The organism is Rhodococcus sp. APC 3903, from assembly GCF_030407755.1.
GTDB lineage: Bacteria > Actinomycetota > Actinomycetes > Mycobacteriales > Mycobacteriaceae > Rhodococcus_F > Rhodococcus_F erythropolis.
On record NZ_JASDCV010000018.1, the window covers coordinates 48,376 to 65,295 of the forward strand.

At 61.7% G+C, this 16,920-nt stretch carries 16 protein-coding genes; 7 read left to right on the plus strand and 9 right to left on the minus strand.

Annotation, left to right across the window (positions count from 1 at the left end):
• Positions 1–94: 94 nt before the first annotated feature.
• From QMA15_RS23660 to QMA15_RS23670, 3 genes are all read right to left on the minus strand, one after another.
• Positions 95–1,036, minus strand: coding sequence for an Ig-like domain-containing protein (locus QMA15_RS23660; protein ID WP_037133753.1), 942 nt, complete (start codon positions 1,034–1,036; stop codon positions 95–97).
• Positions 1,037–1,763: 727 nt separating this feature from the next.
• A complete protein-coding gene (locus tag QMA15_RS23665) occupies positions 1,764–3,359 on the minus strand; it encodes an amidohydrolase (protein ID WP_279164287.1) in 1,596 nt (531 codons plus the stop codon).
• Positions 3,356–4,315: a DMT family transporter gene (locus QMA15_RS23670; protein WP_279164286.1), complete on the minus strand. Its 960-nt coding sequence runs from the start codon at positions 4,313–4,315 to the stop codon at positions 3,356–3,358. The genes QMA15_RS23665 and QMA15_RS23670 overlap by 4 nt, the downstream gene beginning before the upstream one ends.
• Positions 4,316–4,366: 51 nt before the next feature.
• On the opposite strand from QMA15_RS23670, the gene QMA15_RS23675 reads away from it, so the two are divergent.
• A complete protein-coding gene (locus QMA15_RS23675; RefSeq protein WP_003940110.1) occupies positions 4,367–4,924 on the plus strand; it encodes a TetR-like C-terminal domain-containing protein in 558 nt (185 codons plus the stop codon).
• Positions 4,925–5,132: 208 nt separating this feature from the next.
• A complete protein-coding gene (locus QMA15_RS23680; protein ID WP_279164285.1) occupies positions 5,133–6,773 on the plus strand; it encodes an ABC-F family ATP-binding cassette domain-containing protein in 1,641 nt (546 codons plus the stop codon).
• A 69-nt stretch (positions 6,774–6,842) separates the two neighbouring features.
• On the opposite strand, the gene QMA15_RS23685 is transcribed toward QMA15_RS23680, so the two are convergent.
• The 6 genes from QMA15_RS23685 to QMA15_RS23710 all read right to left on the minus strand — a co-directional run bounded on the left by QMA15_RS23685 (position 6,843) and on the right by QMA15_RS23710 (position 12,313).
• A complete protein-coding gene (locus QMA15_RS23685; RefSeq protein WP_029256188.1) occupies positions 6,843–7,331 on the minus strand; it encodes a nuclear transport factor 2 family protein in 489 nt (162 codons plus the stop codon).
• 27 nt (positions 7,332–7,358) lie between these two features.
• A complete protein-coding gene (locus tag QMA15_RS23690; RefSeq protein ID WP_113682873.1) occupies positions 7,359–8,672 on the minus strand; it encodes an MFS transporter in 1,314 nt (437 codons plus the stop codon).
• Positions 8,673–8,748: 76 nt separating this feature from the next.
• Complete coding sequence (locus tag QMA15_RS23695; RefSeq protein WP_290286855.1) at positions 8,749–10,206, minus strand: FAD-dependent oxidoreductase; 1,458 nt, start codon at positions 10,204–10,206, stop codon at positions 8,749–8,751.
• The gene (locus tag QMA15_RS23700) at positions 10,203–10,985 is read right to left on the minus strand and encodes an SDR family oxidoreductase (protein ID WP_290286857.1); all 783 of its coding nucleotides are present in this window, start codon (positions 10,983–10,985) and stop codon (positions 10,203–10,205) included. Before QMA15_RS23700 ends, QMA15_RS23695 begins: the two co-directional genes overlap by 4 nt.
• Entirely contained in the window at positions 10,978–11,814 is an 837-nt protein-coding gene (locus QMA15_RS23705) for an SDR family oxidoreductase (RefSeq protein WP_007731420.1), read from the minus strand. Before QMA15_RS23705 ends, QMA15_RS23700 begins: the two co-directional genes overlap by 8 nt.
• A gap of 49 nt (positions 11,815–11,863) precedes the next feature.
• Entirely contained in the window at positions 11,864–12,313 is a 450-nt protein-coding gene (locus tag QMA15_RS23710; protein WP_279164283.1) for a nuclear transport factor 2 family protein, read from the minus strand.
• Between the two features lie 138 nt (positions 12,314–12,451).
• Here QMA15_RS23710 and QMA15_RS23715 point away from each other — a divergent pair, with 138 nt between their 5' ends.
• The 5 genes from QMA15_RS23715 (at position 12,452) to QMA15_RS23735 (ending at position 16,887) form a co-directional block, all read left to right on the plus strand.
• Entirely contained in the window at positions 12,452–13,174 is a 723-nt protein-coding gene (locus QMA15_RS23715) for a helix-turn-helix domain-containing protein (protein ID WP_060938028.1), read from the plus strand.
• A 131-nt stretch (positions 13,175–13,305) separates the two neighbouring features.
• On the plus strand, positions 13,306–14,271 hold the full coding sequence (locus QMA15_RS23720) for a pirin family protein (protein WP_290286862.1): 966 nt from the start codon (positions 13,306–13,308) through the stop codon (positions 14,269–14,271).
• A 1-nt stretch (position 14,272) separates the two neighbouring features.
• Positions 14,273–15,019 (plus strand): pirin-like bicupin family protein, encoded by a 747-nt coding sequence (locus tag QMA15_RS23725; RefSeq protein ID WP_019745208.1) that lies wholly within the window; start codon positions 14,273–14,275, stop codon positions 15,017–15,019.
• Between the two features lie 114 nt (positions 15,020–15,133).
• Positions 15,134–15,916, plus strand: coding sequence for a pirin-like bicupin family protein (locus QMA15_RS23730; RefSeq protein ID WP_020970714.1), 783 nt, complete (start codon positions 15,134–15,136; stop codon positions 15,914–15,916).
• A 44-nt stretch (positions 15,917–15,960) separates the two neighbouring features.
• Positions 15,961–16,887, plus strand: coding sequence for a hotdog fold thioesterase (locus QMA15_RS23735; protein ID WP_047889660.1), 927 nt, complete (start codon positions 15,961–15,963; stop codon positions 16,885–16,887).
• Positions 16,888–16,920 lie beyond the last annotated feature (33 nt).

The following is a 16,920-nucleotide window of genomic DNA, read 5'->3' on the forward strand; positions in this document are numbered from 1 at the left end:
TGAATTCGGTGACCGAGAAGGCCGGCGATGCGCGGAGATGGTCGAGATCGCCCCGCACATCGCGAGGTCTAAGTGGCCGGTTGGGCCGGAGTGGTTATCCGCCGAGGCTTCCGAAGAGGTCCAGGCTTCCGAGCGAACCGGTGCTACTGCCGAGCGAACCGCTGCTGCTGCCACCCGGATCGGTAGTTTTCGCCGTGACCTTGACCGTGACTCCCGCGGAGGCGGGGCTGGTCCCACCCGCATTTGTCGCAGTGGCGGTGATCGGATGACTGCCGGGTGTGGTGATAGTCAGGTTGCAGCTGAAGTCCCCACTCGCATCCGCGGTGGCGGTGCAGGTGGCACCCCCTCCGGTGACAGTGACGGTGCTGTTCGGCTCTGCCTTGCCGGAGACCTTGACGGGTGTACCCGCCTCTACCTCGGCGGCGCCCAGAGACAAGTCGGTCGGAGCACTGGGGGCGACCACAGCAGGCTCGCCCTCCACCAGGACCAGACCCCAGCCCGGGTTGATCTCGTATCCCTGCAGGACTTCGCTGGCCGGGATACCAATCATGAAACCGACCATCACGTTGACGTTCTGCGCGAGAGGCGTCTTCACCAACTCGATCCGAGTCGCGGAATTCGCATCCGGTCCGATCACGAATTGCTGGCCGACCTGGCTGCCGATTTTGCCCCGTACTGTCGCGGTGCCGCCGCCCGAGACGGACCAGCCCTCGCTGAAGAGTGTGAGCGTGGCGGGAAGGTCGCAGACATTGCGGACGTCGAAGGCCATCTGCGTGCCCTCATCTCCGGGGATCGGGATGTAGTCGGTTCCATTGGGCCCGAAGGCTGGCGGCTTGACCCAGGGTCCACCGTTCTGGGACATCTCCAGGCACTGGTCAGTGATGTCGTCGCCCGGGGCAGCCACGGCGCTACCGGGAGCAAGCAGCGCACCCGAGGTCGCGAGGAGCAATGCAGCCGGCAGCGCAGCCAACACAGCAGTGGCGCGCCGGGGGAGACGGGATTCGCGTCCGTCCCCGACCGGGAAAAATCGAGGCATGTGAAGACTCATTTCGTCTGTCCCGTTGCCGGGCATTGGGGTGATAAGACGACAGATCCAGGTACATCCGCCATCGGTGCCGAACATGTTGCAGAAGGCTTGCGAGCCGAACCGTGACGCTGTGCATGCCCTCGCTCATACATAGCTACTGCTCCGCTTCGGATCAATTTTTATCACACGTATCAGCTTTTGTGGCGGTTTTACTGGTCAAACGTTCAGGAGGAATTCGAACACCCCATGCGGATGAATTAAGCGCGCTGACCAGTACTGTTAGAAACAGTTAGCTGCGCTTCGTAACTTGTTCCCGAAAAACCCTTTGGCGTCGAACGGGCGATTCGTTCCGCTCGATACGAGAACACGTTCTACATACTCTTGGTATGTCCGAGGATATTCACGAACGAACTCGTCGAGAACAGCGACCCTCGAGCAAACAGAAGGATCGAACCGTTTCGAGCACGTGCTGCATTTCGTTCACGAACGCCACGGACACGGGCATCATCGATCGCCGCGCCTCGCCGGATCAGACGGCCACGACAAACCCTCGCACGCTCCGAAACCAGCACTCCACCAATAACTTTGTCCGACCATTGAATAGCGACTGCCCCTGGTGCGTCCAAAGCTGTGGGCCGGGAAGCGAATTCGCTACCCGGCCCACGTGCGTCTACAGTTGCGAAGCCGGTAAGGAGTTGACTACCGGCACCCAATCCCAAGGTAAAACTACGAGCACCTACACCTCGAAGACGGTCTCACCGCCGACAACCGTGCGCAGGACCGACAGTTCGTTCAATTCCTGAGAAGCGCTCCGCAACGGATCTCCGTCGAGCACAACAAAATCCGCCAAAAGTCCCACCGCTATCCGACCTTTGTCCGATGACTCACCGGTGAGACGGGCGGCAGCGCTTGTGTAACCGGCCAACGCATCGGACGCGGAAACCCGTTGCTCTGCACCCAGAACATGACCTTCTCGCGTCACACGGTGTACGGCTGTGTTCATCGTGAAGAGCGGGTTCACGGGAGTGACAGGGCAGTCGCAATGCAGCGCGTAGGCAAGCCCCGCCGCCACGACCGACGCCACGGGGCTGATCCGCTCGCCACGACCCGGTCCGAGGAACCGATCACGGTGCCGGTCGCCCCAGTAGTAGACGTGGTTCACGAAGATCGACGCCACCACCCCGAGGTCGACCATCCGCGCGATCTGATCTTCCCGCAACGTCTGAACGTGCTCGAGTCGATGCGAAACTTCGACGTCCGGGTGTGCCGTCCGTGCCGCTGCAATTGCGTCCAGTGCAAAATCGATGGCTTGATCACCGTTGGTATGGATCGCAACCTGCCGGCCGGCAGCGTGATGTTCCGCGACGAGCACCCCGAGTGCACCTGCCGGGATTGCCATTCCGCCGCAGTGGCATCCGCCCAGATCGTGGTACGGCTCGGTCAGCGCAGCGGTGTGCAACTGAATCGACCCGTCCGAAATGAGTTTGACGCCGCCCACACGAACTCGATCTGTCGAATCGGCGAGTTCGCCCAATTGATCGCGCACCCCGTGGCCGAGATAGAGGCGCGCACGCAGACGCAGGTCACCATCAGCGTCCAGTTGTCGGTACGCCTCGTACATCTCGGCTGTGACGTACATGTCGTGAAAACTTGTCACGCCCACCGAAGCCATGACTTCCTGCGCCCGCAGCATCGCGATCTTGGACGCATCCGGGTTCATATCCGGAACAAGTCCGTGCACCAGAGACATTGCCGGAACCTCGCACAGTTCACCGGTGGGTACACCGGCGCTGTCCCGAACGATGACACCACCCTCCGGATCGACCGTGGTGGCATCGATCCCGGCCTTCTCCAGTGCGACCGAGTTGACATAGATCCCGTGAGCAGACAAGTGCCGCACCAGAATCGGATGCTCGGTGGATGCCTTGTCCAGATCAGCTGCGGTCAGACCTCGATCTTCCGCCACGAGGCTGTCGTCGAAGCCCCACGCTTCTATGGGCTCGCCAACTGGTGTGATCGCGGCCCGCGCGGCCAACGCCGTGATCAACTGCTCGATGGTCGGGCACGCACTCGTCGTTGCGTCGACCCCACTGAGCATCAAACCCCACATCATCGGATGAAGGTGCGTCTCGATGAACCCCGGAACAACCACCGCTCCGGCGAGATCGACAACGGAGGTTTCGGAATCGGTCAGCGCCGAGATCTCGGCATCAGTTCCGAGGGCGACGAATCTGCCGTCCTTGACTGCCACAGCGGTCGCGTTATCGCTGACAGCACCGTCCATGGTCCTGATCTCGCCGTTGATGTAGATGTGGTCAGCCACCGGTGTCATACGCTTGTCTCCATTCGTTTTCCGACTACAGTCGTCGAGGACTTCTTCGCAGGTATCCGCGTCGCCACAACCACTCCGGCCAAAATCATTCCGGCACCTGCAAGTTGGACGAGAGTTGGGGTCTGCGCAAGCATCACCGCGCCGAACAGCAGTGCCGACGCCGATTGCAACACCAGGCTGGCGGCGACTGCACTGGCAGGCAGACGCTGACTGGCGCTGGCCACCAGGAGCCACCCGATCACCTGAGATACCAACGCGAGCAGGACAAGCCAGCCTTGAGCTACGAGCGAAGGCGTCAGATCCAAAGTTCCACTCACGAGGCCGTATGCACCTGCAGTGAGGGCAGTGGCTCCCGTCGAGACGAACATCGGCAGAGCCGTTCTACCCGCCGCCCGAGTAGCCAGACCCATCAGGAAGATGTAGACCGCGTAGGCGCCTGCGGCGATCACGGCAAACGACACTCCGACAGCAGGATTCGACCCGGTGAGCGTTGTGCTCGTCCCGGCTACCAGAGCAACTCCGACGAAGAGCAACGGAAGGCTGGCGACCAGTTCCCGGCCGATCCGTTGGCGCAGAACAACGTAGCCGAGGATTGCGACGAACAGCACCTGCAAATTCAGGATCACAGTCGAAAGACCTGCCCCGATCGAATGAATCGACTCGTGCCAGAGCACCAGATCGATTCCGAGGAACGCGCCGGCAAGCAAAGACTTCACGATCCAGGGCGCCGAGATCGAAGACCGGGATGACCGACGACGCTGAACGAGCACGAGTATGCCGAGAGGGATGAGCGCATAGAGACACCGAAAGAAGGCACCCGTCGACGGAGACACTCCTGAGAGTTCATAGAGCACCGAGGTCAACCCGAGGATGCATGCACCGGTGACGACTACGCGCAGGTCACGACGGCGTAGTTGATCGCCGGACGGCACGCGTGGCGATACTGCATCACTCATGGTGATAATGTATCACCGACGCAAAGCCTGTCATACAGGGAAGATGCGTGCATGAGAACTCCGGTTACCCGTGAACGCGTGATCGCTGCCGCAGCCGACCTGGTCGACAGCAAAGGCGCCGACGCTCTGGTACTGAGTCAACTCGCCGAGACCCTCGACGTCCGGCAGTCAGCCCTGTACAAACACGTCGACGGGGTCGACGACGTCCACCATCAACTCAGCCTCCTCGCACGCAACCTTCTCGCCGAACAACTGCGTGCCGCCGCGGTTGGTCTCTCGCGCGACGACGCCGTCATGGCGCTCGCAGACGCATGGCGTGCCTTCGTCCGGGTGCACCCCGGGCTCTACGCCATCACCGACCGCTACCCCACTGCTCCGCATCCCGATCTGGTCTCCGCCGTGGGCGAGGTGGTAGACGTCATCAACAAGGTGATCGCGGGATACGGTCTGAGCCCGGATGATTCGGAGCAGGCGGCGTGGTCTCTTCGTAGCGCGCTGCACGGTTTCTGCATCCTCGAATCGGTAGAGGGCCAACCGGCCGGCACCGACCCGGATCGGGTTTACCGAAGACTGGTCGAACTTCTCTGCGCCGGTATTGCTCGTATGTAAATACCGGCTCCTGTTATCGTCGGATGAAACCGCACAGACCAAAAAGGATCAGACATGGTTGGTGAACTCGACATCTCCGGATAAAACCGGGCATGACGGCCACCGGCAGACGCCTCGGAGCGCTGCCGTAGTGGCCATGTTGTCGTTCACTTACCCGACTTTTTGCGGAGCAGCGTTGCCGCGCCCGCACGACACCTGAGGTCTATTCATGTCCGATACCTACATCGTTTGCTCGAATCTGTCTTTTGCCTGGCCGGACGACACTCCGGTCTTCGACGAATTGTCCTTCACCGTGCCCGGTGGTCGAACCGGGCTGGTTGCCCAGAACGGCGTCGGGAAAAGCACTCTGCTCACATTGATCGCCGGTCAACTCCGCCCACGCGCCGGCAGTATGTCCGTCGACGGCGTTCTCGGATACCTTCCGCAAGACCTTCCACTGACGGGCGATCTGACCGTTGCCGAGGTCTTGGGCATCGCCCCGACGCTCGCTGCGCTGGACGCTGTCGAATCCGGAGACACACGAGAAGAACACTTCACGACAATCGGGTCCGACTGGGACATCGAAGAGCGGACCCGAGCCCAACTCGGCCGACTCGGTTTGAGTGACATGACGTTTGATCGTCGTCTCGACACTCTGAGCGGCGGGCAGGTCGTCTCGCTCGGACTGGTGGCTCAACTCCTGCGACGCCCCGATGTCCTTCTCCTCGACGAACCCACCAACAATCTCGACCTTGACGCGCGCCGCAGACTTTACGACGTTCTCGACGACTGGAGTGGCTGTCTGTTGGTAGTCAGCCATGATCGAGGACTACTCGACCGCATGGACCGCATCGCCGAACTTCACAGCGGCGAGATCAGCTTCTACGGTGGCAATTTCACCGACTACGAAGCTGCGGCACGCTCGGCTCGCGAGGTGGCGGAGAAGAACATCCGCAACGCCGAGCAGGACGTCAAACGCGAGAAGCGCGAACTGCAGCAGGCCCGAGAACGCGCTTCACGACGCGCAAGTAACGCTGCCCGCAATCTCGGGAACGCGGGCTTGCCCAAGATCTTTGCGGGGACCATGAAGCGCAATGCTCAGGAGTCGGCCGGCAAGGCGAACGAGACACACCTCGCCCGGGTCGACGCGGCAAAGGACCGACTCGACAGAGCGGGCCGCGCTCTTCGAGACGACCAGACAATTTCGCTCGAACTGCCAGGCACTCACGTACCCGCCGGACGCATGGTGTTCCTTGGTGAGCGAATGCAATTCGCGTTCGGCGATCGTGAGATCTTCGCCGACCCCGGCATTGACCTGGCCATTCGAGGACCGGAGCGTATCGCGTTGACCGGGCCGAACGGCGTCGGAAAGTCGACGCTACTTCGCATCGTCAACGGGGATGTTGCGCCGACTTCCGGTGAGGTCAAGCGAGCCGACGGCCGGGTGGCATATCTGTCGCAGAGGCTCGACCTACTCGACCCCGCACGCACCGTCGCCGAGAACTTTGCATTGTCTGCTCCAGGCCTTCCGGCACCGGAACGCATGAACATCCTGGCGCGCTTCCTCTTTCGGGGTGCGGGTGCTCACCTACCCGTCGCTGCACTCTCGGGCGGTGAACGACTGCGGGCTACCTTGGCATGCGTTCTCTTCGCCGATCCGGCCCCGCAATTGCTTCTTCTCGACGAGCCGACCAACAACCTCGACTTGGTGAGCGTTGCTCAACTCGAAAGTGCCCTGAATGCATATCAGGGCGCGTTCGTGGTGGTTAGCCACGACGAGAGATTCCTGGCCGAGGTCAAGGTCGAACGCTGGCTCAGGCTCTCGGACGGCCGTTTGACCGAGGTCGCCGCACCGGACGCAGTGGGCTGACACGACCAACGAACAGGCGAAAGGCCTTCACACACATCGTGTGTGAAGGCCTTTCGTCTGCACTACTGGTCAAGGCGTCCTGGTGTACACCGGATCGTCGAAGGATCGACGTTGCGTCACCCAGTCAGTGGGCAGGATGTTCTCGATCATGTCTTCACGGGATTCGTCGAACACGACGATCCGATCGGCGATTCGCCACTCACCACCGCGCCTTTCGAACCTGTCGACGTAACGGCACTTGATCGTGGCAAGCGTCTGCACCGAATCCGTACCGGAACGCTCCTGCCGCAGAAAACACAAACAGTACGACTCACACTGAGCGACATCGCCGTTGACGTCGATCAGTATGTTGGAAATGCAGTGAATCGAAGAGTCGATCGTCTTGTGCCTGAGCTTCATGTCTTCGATGAGCCCGTCGACGGTTCCGATGTAACCACCGTGGTTGTCTATCGCGTCGTCGAAGTAGCAGAGAGCTACGCTGTCGAAATCTTTCCGATCGACGGCCCGAGCGTAGCGATACAGAACTTCGGTGATTTCTTGCTTGTCAGCGAGGGACACAACACGTCTCCTGTTCTCCCGAGGTGATCAATCAACCTGCAGTTCAACGCCCTTGGTCTCCTTGATGAAGAAGACCGTGACGAGGGTGATCACGGCACAGAACACGAAGTATCCGGCCGGGGCGAGAGAGTTACCGGTCAAGCTGATGAGATAGGTGGCGATGAAGGGCGCGGTGCCACCGAGGAACATGTTGGTGACGTTGTTGCCCAAGGCCAGACCGCTGTACCGCACAGATGCTTTCAGCATTTCGACATAGGTCACGTACGAAGCACCGTTGACAACGGAAACGCAGATGAAGAGCACCGACTGACCGACAACCGCCTGCCAGATACCAGAACCGGCCATCATCATGAACATCGGGATTCCGAGAACCACTGCGGCGGCACTACCGGCGAACAGCACCGGCCGACGCCCGTACTTGTCTGCCATGTATCCCGAGATCGGCAACGTGATGACGCCGAGAACCAGCGCAAGAGAAGTGGAAAGGAAGGCAACGCGCGACGAGTGACCGCCGGTGGTCTGCAGGTACGTTGCGGCATACACCGAGGCGATGTAGTAGCCACCGGTGATGAGTGCGCCCAGCAGGATGATCTTGACGACGCTGCCGCCGGAGGTACTGAGCAGCTCACGGATGGGAAGCTTCTTGGTCTCACCCTTGTCCTGCAGTTCTTCGAACTGAGGAGTGTCTTCCATCTGGCTACGGATCCAGATACCGATGCCACCGATCAGCAGGCTGAGCAGGAACGGGATACGCCACGCCCACTCGAGGATCTGCTCTTGCGAGAATACCGACGTCAGGCCGAGGGCCATGAGCGAAGCAGCCAGCGAACCCAGGTAGGTGCCGGTATTGACCATCGAGGTCTGCGTTGCACGCCACCGCTTGGGAGCGGACTCGGAGACAAACGCGTTGGCACCGCCGAGTTCACCGCCGGCCGCGAAGCCCTGAAGGCAACGAGCCAGAACGAGGATGGACGTGGCCCACACACCCAGCGTGGCGTACGTCGGTAGCAAGCCCATGCCTGCTGTCGCCAGAACCATCAGAAGGATGGTCCAGGAGAGAGCATTCTTTCGGCCGTACTTGTCGCCGATGTGGCCGAAGAAGATTCCGCCGGGCACGCGTAGAAAGAAGGCCACGGCAAATGCTGCAAAGGTACCGAGCAGTGCTGCGTTCGGGTCGTGGGAAACGAAGAACAGCGCGGCGATTGTCGTGGCCATGTATCCGTAGATACCGAAGTCGTAGTACTCGACGACGGTACCGACGATGGCCGCGCGAATTACCTTCGTCGTCGACTGTCGTTCGGTTGCCACGCTGCTGCCCTCGGTGAATTCGGCTCTCGCCATGGTCTCATTCTCTGACATGTTGTTCCCTGCCTGGATTGGATACTGACTGGATTCGGTGCCGCGCAGACGTCGGACGTCAGGAGTGCGCGATGGAATGGACCGGTGCGCTCTCAGCGCTGGTCCTGGTGTAATTCGCCGCATTACGTCCCGCTACGCGGCCCATGGTCAAAGCGTTGGCAACTGCATTGCCGCCGCCCACGTATCTCAGTCCGAGGATTCCGGCGCCGGCCTCACCGGCCGCGTACAGACCCTCGATAGGTACTCCGGTGCTGCCGAGTACGGCCGCATCGGTGTTGATCTCCATTCCCGCGTGCGTGCATACGAGCTCCGCCGGAAGGATTTTCGCGGCATAGAACGGTGCTGTCGCAATAGGATCCGGATTGCCGACGGCACCCTTGTTCCGCAACGTGCGATGACGGAGGAAGTCGTCGTCGTGACCGCTGGGCAGTTGGTCGTTCCATCGACGCAGGGTTTGCGCCAACGTCGCAACCGGAACACCCGTCGCCACTGCGAGGTCTTCGATCGTGTCCGCACGAATCGTGCCACCGGCGGCAACTTCTTCCTCGATGCGTTCGGGATTCCAATCCGCATATCCAGGAGCCAGATTCACGCGAGCGTTCTCGTCGAAGATCATCCAACCGTATCCACCCTGATGGTCGATGATGCCGGTCGAGACGGCGTACGAGCTGTCCTCGTCCATGAATCGACGGCCGTCCTGGTTGACGTAGATCCGCGACTTCGGCGGGAAACCGGCCTGCCAGTGATGGAGTCGCTGGAAGTAGACCGTGGGCAGCATCAGACCCCAGCCGTCGCCCGCCACGGAAGCACCGAGGTCCTCGGCAAAACGAAGATGGTCTCCGCGACTCCCCTCGGCTGCGACGACGAACAAGGCGTCTCCGGCCTTGTTCGCGTCCGGGAAGTGGCGCGCCACCAAGCCAGGATCTTGCGCGAATCCACCGGAAGCAACAACGACGGCGCCCGCATGTACCTCGATGTCGTCGGCGACAACACCGACAACCCGACCGTCTTCCTCGATCAGCTTCTGCACCCGTGTTCCGAAGATGACCTCGATCCCGTGCTTACGACGAGCCTTGTCCAGCACCTGAATCAGTCCGTATCCCTGATCCTTGGGCACATGGCCGCGCCAGACGTCCTCGACGCCGGCCTGGGCGAGTCCCGGTTGGTGAGCGTTACCCGAGATTGCCGCCGGAATTTCGACGCCAAGTCCGATGAGCCATTCCAGTGTCGGACCGGCGTTTTCGCAGAACGCACGAATCAATCCGGGTGAGAGCATCCACTGGTTGAGGTCCATGTAGTGCTGGAAGAACTTCTCCGCCGAGTCGTCGACGCCGAGTCCGGCCTGCACGCTTGTTCCGGCGGCCGTGAAGATTCCGGCCGAGAGCGCAGTGGAACCACCGAGTTCGGTTTCGGACTCGAACAGCAGAACGGATGCACCTTCTTCTGCCGCGGACACCGCAGCCGCGAGGCCTGCTCCGCCGCCACCGATGACAACGACGTCCCAGTGCTCGGTCATGAAAGTTCTCCAGTCTCCGCGATGATGCGGTGGTAAAGACCGTTCGACACCAACCCGCCGTCGACGGTGAGCTCCGTACCGGTGGTGTAGGTCGAACTGTTCGAGAGCAGGAACAGCACTGCTTCGGTGATCTCGTCGAGAGTTCCCATGCGTCCGAAGGGAACCGACTTCAGTGACGCGGCGACGAAGTCGTTTGCGCCGCCGAGCAGCGCCGTGCCGACCAGTCCCGGGTGTACCGAGTTGACGCGAATCCCCCACTGCGCGAAGTTGCCTGCGGCCGACTTCGACAGACCGGTCAAACCCCACTTACTCGACGAGTAAGCCGGAGAGAAGTATCCGATCTGACCGGCGATGGACGAGATGTTGACGATCGATCCGCCACCACTCTCGCGCATCAGCGGCGCCACCGCCTTCATACCGTAGAACGGACCGAAGAGGTTGATCTTCATGGTCAGTTCCCAGATGCCGTTCGGGGTGTCCATGAATTCGAGCCGACGCGAGATGCCGGCGTTGTTGACCAGTCCGCCGAGTTCCCCACGGGTGGTGCGAATTTCGTCGACAACCCGGTCCCAGGCCTCGGCATCGGTGACGTCTAGAAGATGAGCGGACGCCGATCCGCCGGCGGAGACAATGTCGTCGACCACGCCGGATGAATCCGAAACATCGGCAATGCAGACATGCGAACCGCGCGCGGCGAGAGTGCGCGCGTGATGCGCTCCCATCCCGGCAGCACCGCCGGTAACGAGAACGACGCCGGGATATTTCGTGGACTCAGACATGCCGCGAACCACCGTCCACCGCAATGCTGTGCCCGGTGACGTAGCGCGCGCTGTCCGAGAGCAGGAACAGCAGCGGGCCGAAGACCTCTTCGGGCGAGCCCAGACGATGCAGCGGCACCGCGTCGAGTGCGTTCGCGAGCGCGATCGGATCTTCTTGAACCCACTTCGTCATCGCCGTGTCGATGTAGCCGGGCGCAATGGAGTTCACACGAATACCCTTGTCTCCGAACTCCACTGCGAGCGACTCAGTGAGGTGCGCGACGGCAGCTTTCGACGTGCAGTAAGCGCCTCTCCCCTTCCGCACACGCAGCGCAGATACCGAGGACATGTTGACGATGGCGCCACCGGGACCGAGGTGGCGTGCCGCTGCCTGAGCACCGTAGAGCACTCCTTCGACATTGACACTCAGCGTTGCGCCGATCTGCTCCGGGGTAATCTCCTCGGCCAGCGCGAACGGGAAGATACCCGCATTGTTGATCCAGAAATCGACCCGGCCGAACTCCTTCAACGCCAACTGCGCAAGCAGTTCGTGCTCGTCCGGCTTGGTGACGTCGACCCGAGCTCCAACGACGCGACCCGGCTTGTCCGCCAGTGCATTCGATTCCAGGTCCGTATTGATTCGTGCGGCCGTGGCGAGCATCTGCTCTTCGTTGATGTCGGCACCGACGACATGTACGCCGCGTGTTGCCAGCCCTTCGGCGAACGTCGCACCCATACCCTGAGCCGCGCCGGTCACCACTGCGACCTTGCCTGCCAACTCCGGGTACACCGCCGACATCTGCGTCACAACGGTGCGGCCCGGGTTCGTCTGGTCAGAGCTTTCGGTCATGATGTACTTCTCCTACTGAATATTGTTGTGCAAGAAACTTTTCGGTACTTCAGCCTTGTTCGGACACTCGAGGTGCGTCGTCTCGGGAGACGGTGCGGCGGGCGATCTTCCATTCCTCACCGACCCGAACCACGCGGTCATCGACAGTCGTCATCCGCACCAGTCGCGATTCACCGCCGCGAGCGGTGGCAACGATCTGCAGGTACCCGCGCACTGCGAGAGCACTCTCGTCCACCGCCTCGACGACGAGATTGGTCAGAACGTGCCGATGCACCTCGTCGACAGCTTCCGCAGCAGCGTAAAAGCGAGCAGCAAACGCTGCAAGGTCGTCGAAACCGACCACGGGTTCCGGATAACTGGCTGAATGAAATTCACCGTTGTCCGTGAATGTCTGCGCCCAATCCTGCTGGCGCCCAGAGTCTATGCAATGACTCTGGTGGCCGTACAGCTGGTGGATTGCGACAACATCCTCCGTTGCCACGACGCGGTAGTTGCTCATGAAGGTTCTCTCCGAACACGCTGCGCTGCATCCACCCGAAGGTTGTGCAGCTCCGTAAAGTGTGCGATAATCGCACACACTGTGCGATATGTTCAAAGCGTAGGTGGCATACCTCACAAACGTCAAGAAAGGGATTTGATGTCAGAGCTGAGCGAGGAACACCGTCCGCGCAAAAGCGCAGTTCAAGTGGACTCGAGCATGTCGAAAACGCTGCACCACGGACTCGAGATCTTGGAACTCCTGACGTCCTATCCGCACGGTTTGTCAGTCACGGACATTGCCGACGGAGTGGGAGTCCACCGGACTGTCGCACATCGGTTGATCCGCACACTCGAGGCTCATCACCTGTGCCGCAAGGACTCCTTCAAGCGCGTCACTCTCGGCGCCGGACTGGTCACCCTCGCCGAACCGGTGGAACAAGATTTGCGAACCCTGGCCCGCCCGATACTTCAAGAACTTGCCGAGGCCACCGAGGCGACAGCACACCTGGTGGTCCGCGAGAGCGACACCGAAGTGCGCGCACTGATGGTGGTCGAACCGCGCAGCGCCAAGGTTCACGTCGCGTTTCATCCGGGGCAGGTTGATCCGATCGACCGCGGCTCCGCCGGGCTTTCCATTCTTGCCTCACTCCCACCGGTGAGCGGGGAACGAGAGGAAGTGACGGCTGCCCGCGCACGGGGTTATGCAGTGACCGTCGGGGAGGTCATCCCGTCCGTCCTCGGAATCTCGGCAGTCATCCCCGGCAGACGCCGCGACGCCATCTCCAGCCTCGGAATCTCCGTATTCGACTCCGAGGATCAAGCAACCCTGGGCGCCGAGGTCATGGCAGCGGCAAAAACCCTCGGCAGCATGTTGCGCTGATCCAGACAACAGGCTGATCCGAACACCAGCCGAGCCCCGGGAATACCCGGGGCTCGACTTTGTTGACTCCGAATGAGATAGTTGAACAATCAACTACCTGACATCAGCTTCACGGATACAAGGAGTACGACATGCCTGCTGTGACAGTCGAGAACATCTTGGCCCTGCCCCGCCTCGACGAGCCGGCAGAGTCAGCAGTCGACCGCCCCGTCAAGAGCATCACCACCGCGCCGGTCGGATACGAAGGTGAAGGCTTTCCCGTTCACCGCGCGTTCGCCGGCATCGACCTCTCCGCCCTCGACCCGTTCATCCACATGGACCAGATGGGCGAAGTCAACTACGCACCCGGAGAGCCCAAGGGCACTCCGTGGCACCCGCACCGCGGCTTCGAAACCGTCACCTACATGATCGACGGCATCATGGAGCACCAGGACTCCAACGGTGGCGGCGGTGTAATCGGCGGCGGCGACACTCAGTGGATGACCGCGGGTGGCGGCATCCTTCACATCGAAACTCCGCCGGAGCACCTCGTCCTCAGCGGCGGCCTGTTCCACGGCGTCCAACTGTGGGTCAACCTGCCTCGCGACAACAAGATGGCATCTCCGCGGTACCAGGACATCACGGGCAACAAGGTGGCCCTGCTTTCCTCGCCGGACGGCGGAGCCTTGGTGCGCGTCATCGCCGGAGACATCGCCGGCCACGCCGGACCCGGATCGACGTGCACACCCATCGCGCTCTCCCACACCACTATTGCCCCGGGTGCGAGCCTGACTCTGCCCTGGAACCCCGAGTTCAACGCCATCGTCTACGTGCTCGCCGGCGAAGGAACGGTCGGAGCCGAGCGTCGACCCATTCGAGTAGGGCAGACGGCTGTCTTCGGACGCGGTGACTCCATCACCGTCGCCGCTTCCGATCGCCAGGATTCGCGGACCGAATCCCTCGAGGTATTCATCCTCGGTGGCAAACCGATTCGTGAGCCCATCGCGATGGCCGGGCCGTTCGTCATGAACACCAAGTCCGAGGTCATGCAGGCCTTCGAGGACTTCCAGGCCGGACGCCTCGGATCCATCCCGGCAGCACACGAAAAGCTGAGCTGACATGTCGTCGGTGGTCGTCCAACGAGCAGCCGAACGTGCGCACCTCAACTACGGCTGGCTCACCGCGCGTCACAGTTTCCCCTTCGCCGGAAACTTCGATCACGCCGCGTACGCGCACGGGCTTCTGTTGGTGAACAACGACGACATCATCGAAGCCGGCTCCGGTTTCGACACTCATCAGCACCGCGATACCGAGATCGTGACGTGGGTGCTCAGCGGATCTCTGGTTCACCAGGATTCCGCTGGGCACTCCGGCGTCATCCATCGCGGACTCGCGCAGAGAATGAGCGCCGGTACCGGAATCCTGCACTCCGAGCGCAACGATCGCTTCCGGGCCGACGGCTCACGCGTCACCGAACCCGTTCACGTCGTTCAGATGTGGATACCGCCGGACGAATCCGGAGTGACCCCGAGCTATCAGGAACTCGACATCAACTCCGAACTCGACAGCGGTGGCCTGATCACCCTGGCATCGGGGATGCCTGCGCATCGCGGTCACAGCGCCATCGGCCTGCACAACAAACATGCGGCACTACATGTTGCTCGCCTCGAGACCGGCGGGTCGGTATCTCTTCCGGATGCGCCGTACGTGCACGGGTTCATCGCCAGCGGCACTGTCGACGTCGAGGGAGTCGGATTGCTGGGACCAGGAGATTCGTTGCGACTCAAGGACACTGGCGGTCAACGAGTCGAGGGAATCGACGATGCGGAGATACTCGTGTGGGAGATGCACGCGTCGACGAACTGACGACACCACCGAGTACGCCCAATGTTCGGACTACACAGCAGGTTCGTCGTAGGGTGGATGCCGGTAGTGGTGGATCCGGTAGTGATGGATCCCGGTGGCACAGAAGGAGGAGCCATGGCATCTGGTCGAGCACAGGCCCCACGGACGACACCGCACATCGATGTGCACCGCTCCGGTGATCGCTTGAAATCCCGCGTCTCCTGGCTGGATTCGAAACATTCGTTCTCGTTCGGACAGCATTACGATCCGGACAACACTCATCACGGATTGCTGCTCGTCAACAACGACGACACCGTACTGGCGGGAACCGGTTTCGATACCCATCCGCACAAGGACATGGAAATCGTGACGTGGGTACTTCGCGGTTCGCTCGTGCACCAGGATTCCATCGGCCACACCGGCGTCATCTATCCAGGCCTCGCCCAGCGCATGAGCGCCGGCACCGGAATCATGCACAGCGAGAAGAACGATTCGTGGCGTATTGGCGGCGAACAGCATTCCGACCCCGTGCATTTCATCCAGATGTGGGTGGTACCCGACGAAGGTGGACTGACTCCCGGCTACGAACAACTCGAGATCGACGACGAACTGCTGCGCGGCGGACTGATCCCGGTGGCCTCCGGAATGGAGCGCTACAAGGATCACTCGGCGATTCGCATCAACAACAAGAACGCCGCCATGCACGTCGCGCGGATTCTGCCCGGCACCTCCGTGAATCTTCCCAGCGCACCGTTCCTGCACGTCTTCGTTGCGCAGGGCACTGCCGAGATGGAGGGCGTCGGCACACTGTACGAGGGTGATGCCGTCCGGTTGAGCGATTCGGGTGGGCAGCAACTGACCTCCGATGCCGGGGCGGAAGTCCTCGTCTGGGAGATGCATTCACGTATCGGTGGTTGAGACCCGGTCTCGGCAGGACTGGGCGCGCTGGAGATACTCGACGGATGAGCATCGACAACTCCGCCGCACCCGTCACACAACTTGACCCCCTCAACACCTTGATGGGTGTGCGCGCCGTATCGGTCGTGCCTGGCGACTTGGCCTTCGCGCAGGCAGTCGGCCCGCGCTTCCACGATCACCGTGGCAAGACGGTGCTCGGTTCCATCGGCGTCATGATCGACGGTGCCATGGGCGGCGCGGTGTACTCGGGACTGACCTCGGGCCATCAATCCGTGCTCGCGCAGGTCACGGTCAGCGCGGGCGCCGACATTCCCGCTCTCGCAGACGTCGGCGCCACCGGCACGCTCGTGCATCTCGACGACGGCGTCGGGCTCGCGTCCGGTCAACTTCGCGACGAGAACGGCACCCTGCTGGCCGTGATGGCCGGCCGCGCAATGGTGGTCTCGCGTCCACCCGTCGTCGGAATCGACGACTACGTGGACGGTGAGCCGCTACCGGTCCCGACGCCGGAGAAAACGAGCAACCTGAGTGGGTTGTCGGGGTCCGACGTCGTCGAAGGTATCCGAGGCGGCACGCTCGAACGCGGACCGCTCGCCGGACTACTCGATCTTGCTGTCGTCGACGTGACGCCAGGTTCCGTCGTCGGGGAGTTCGCACCCGTCGCCTGGATGGCCAACCCGCTGGGCGCCGTGCAGGGCGGTGTCCTCATCTCGGCAGTCGACGCCGTTACGGGACTGGCAGCACAGACCCTGACCAGCGCCGATCAGGACTATCGCGTCCTCGACCACAAGATCGACTTCCTGCGCTCACCCGACATCGGTGGGCCGGTCTTGCGCGCCGAAGCCTCCGTGATTCGCGCCGGGCGCAGGCTCGCCCTGATCGAAACTCGCATCGTCGACGCCGGCGGGCAGGTCTACGTACGGGCCACCTCGAGCATCCAGATGCTCTCCCAGCAAGTTCACAGCGGATAACCAGTTCCGCACCAGGTCGCCCGTCCACCATTG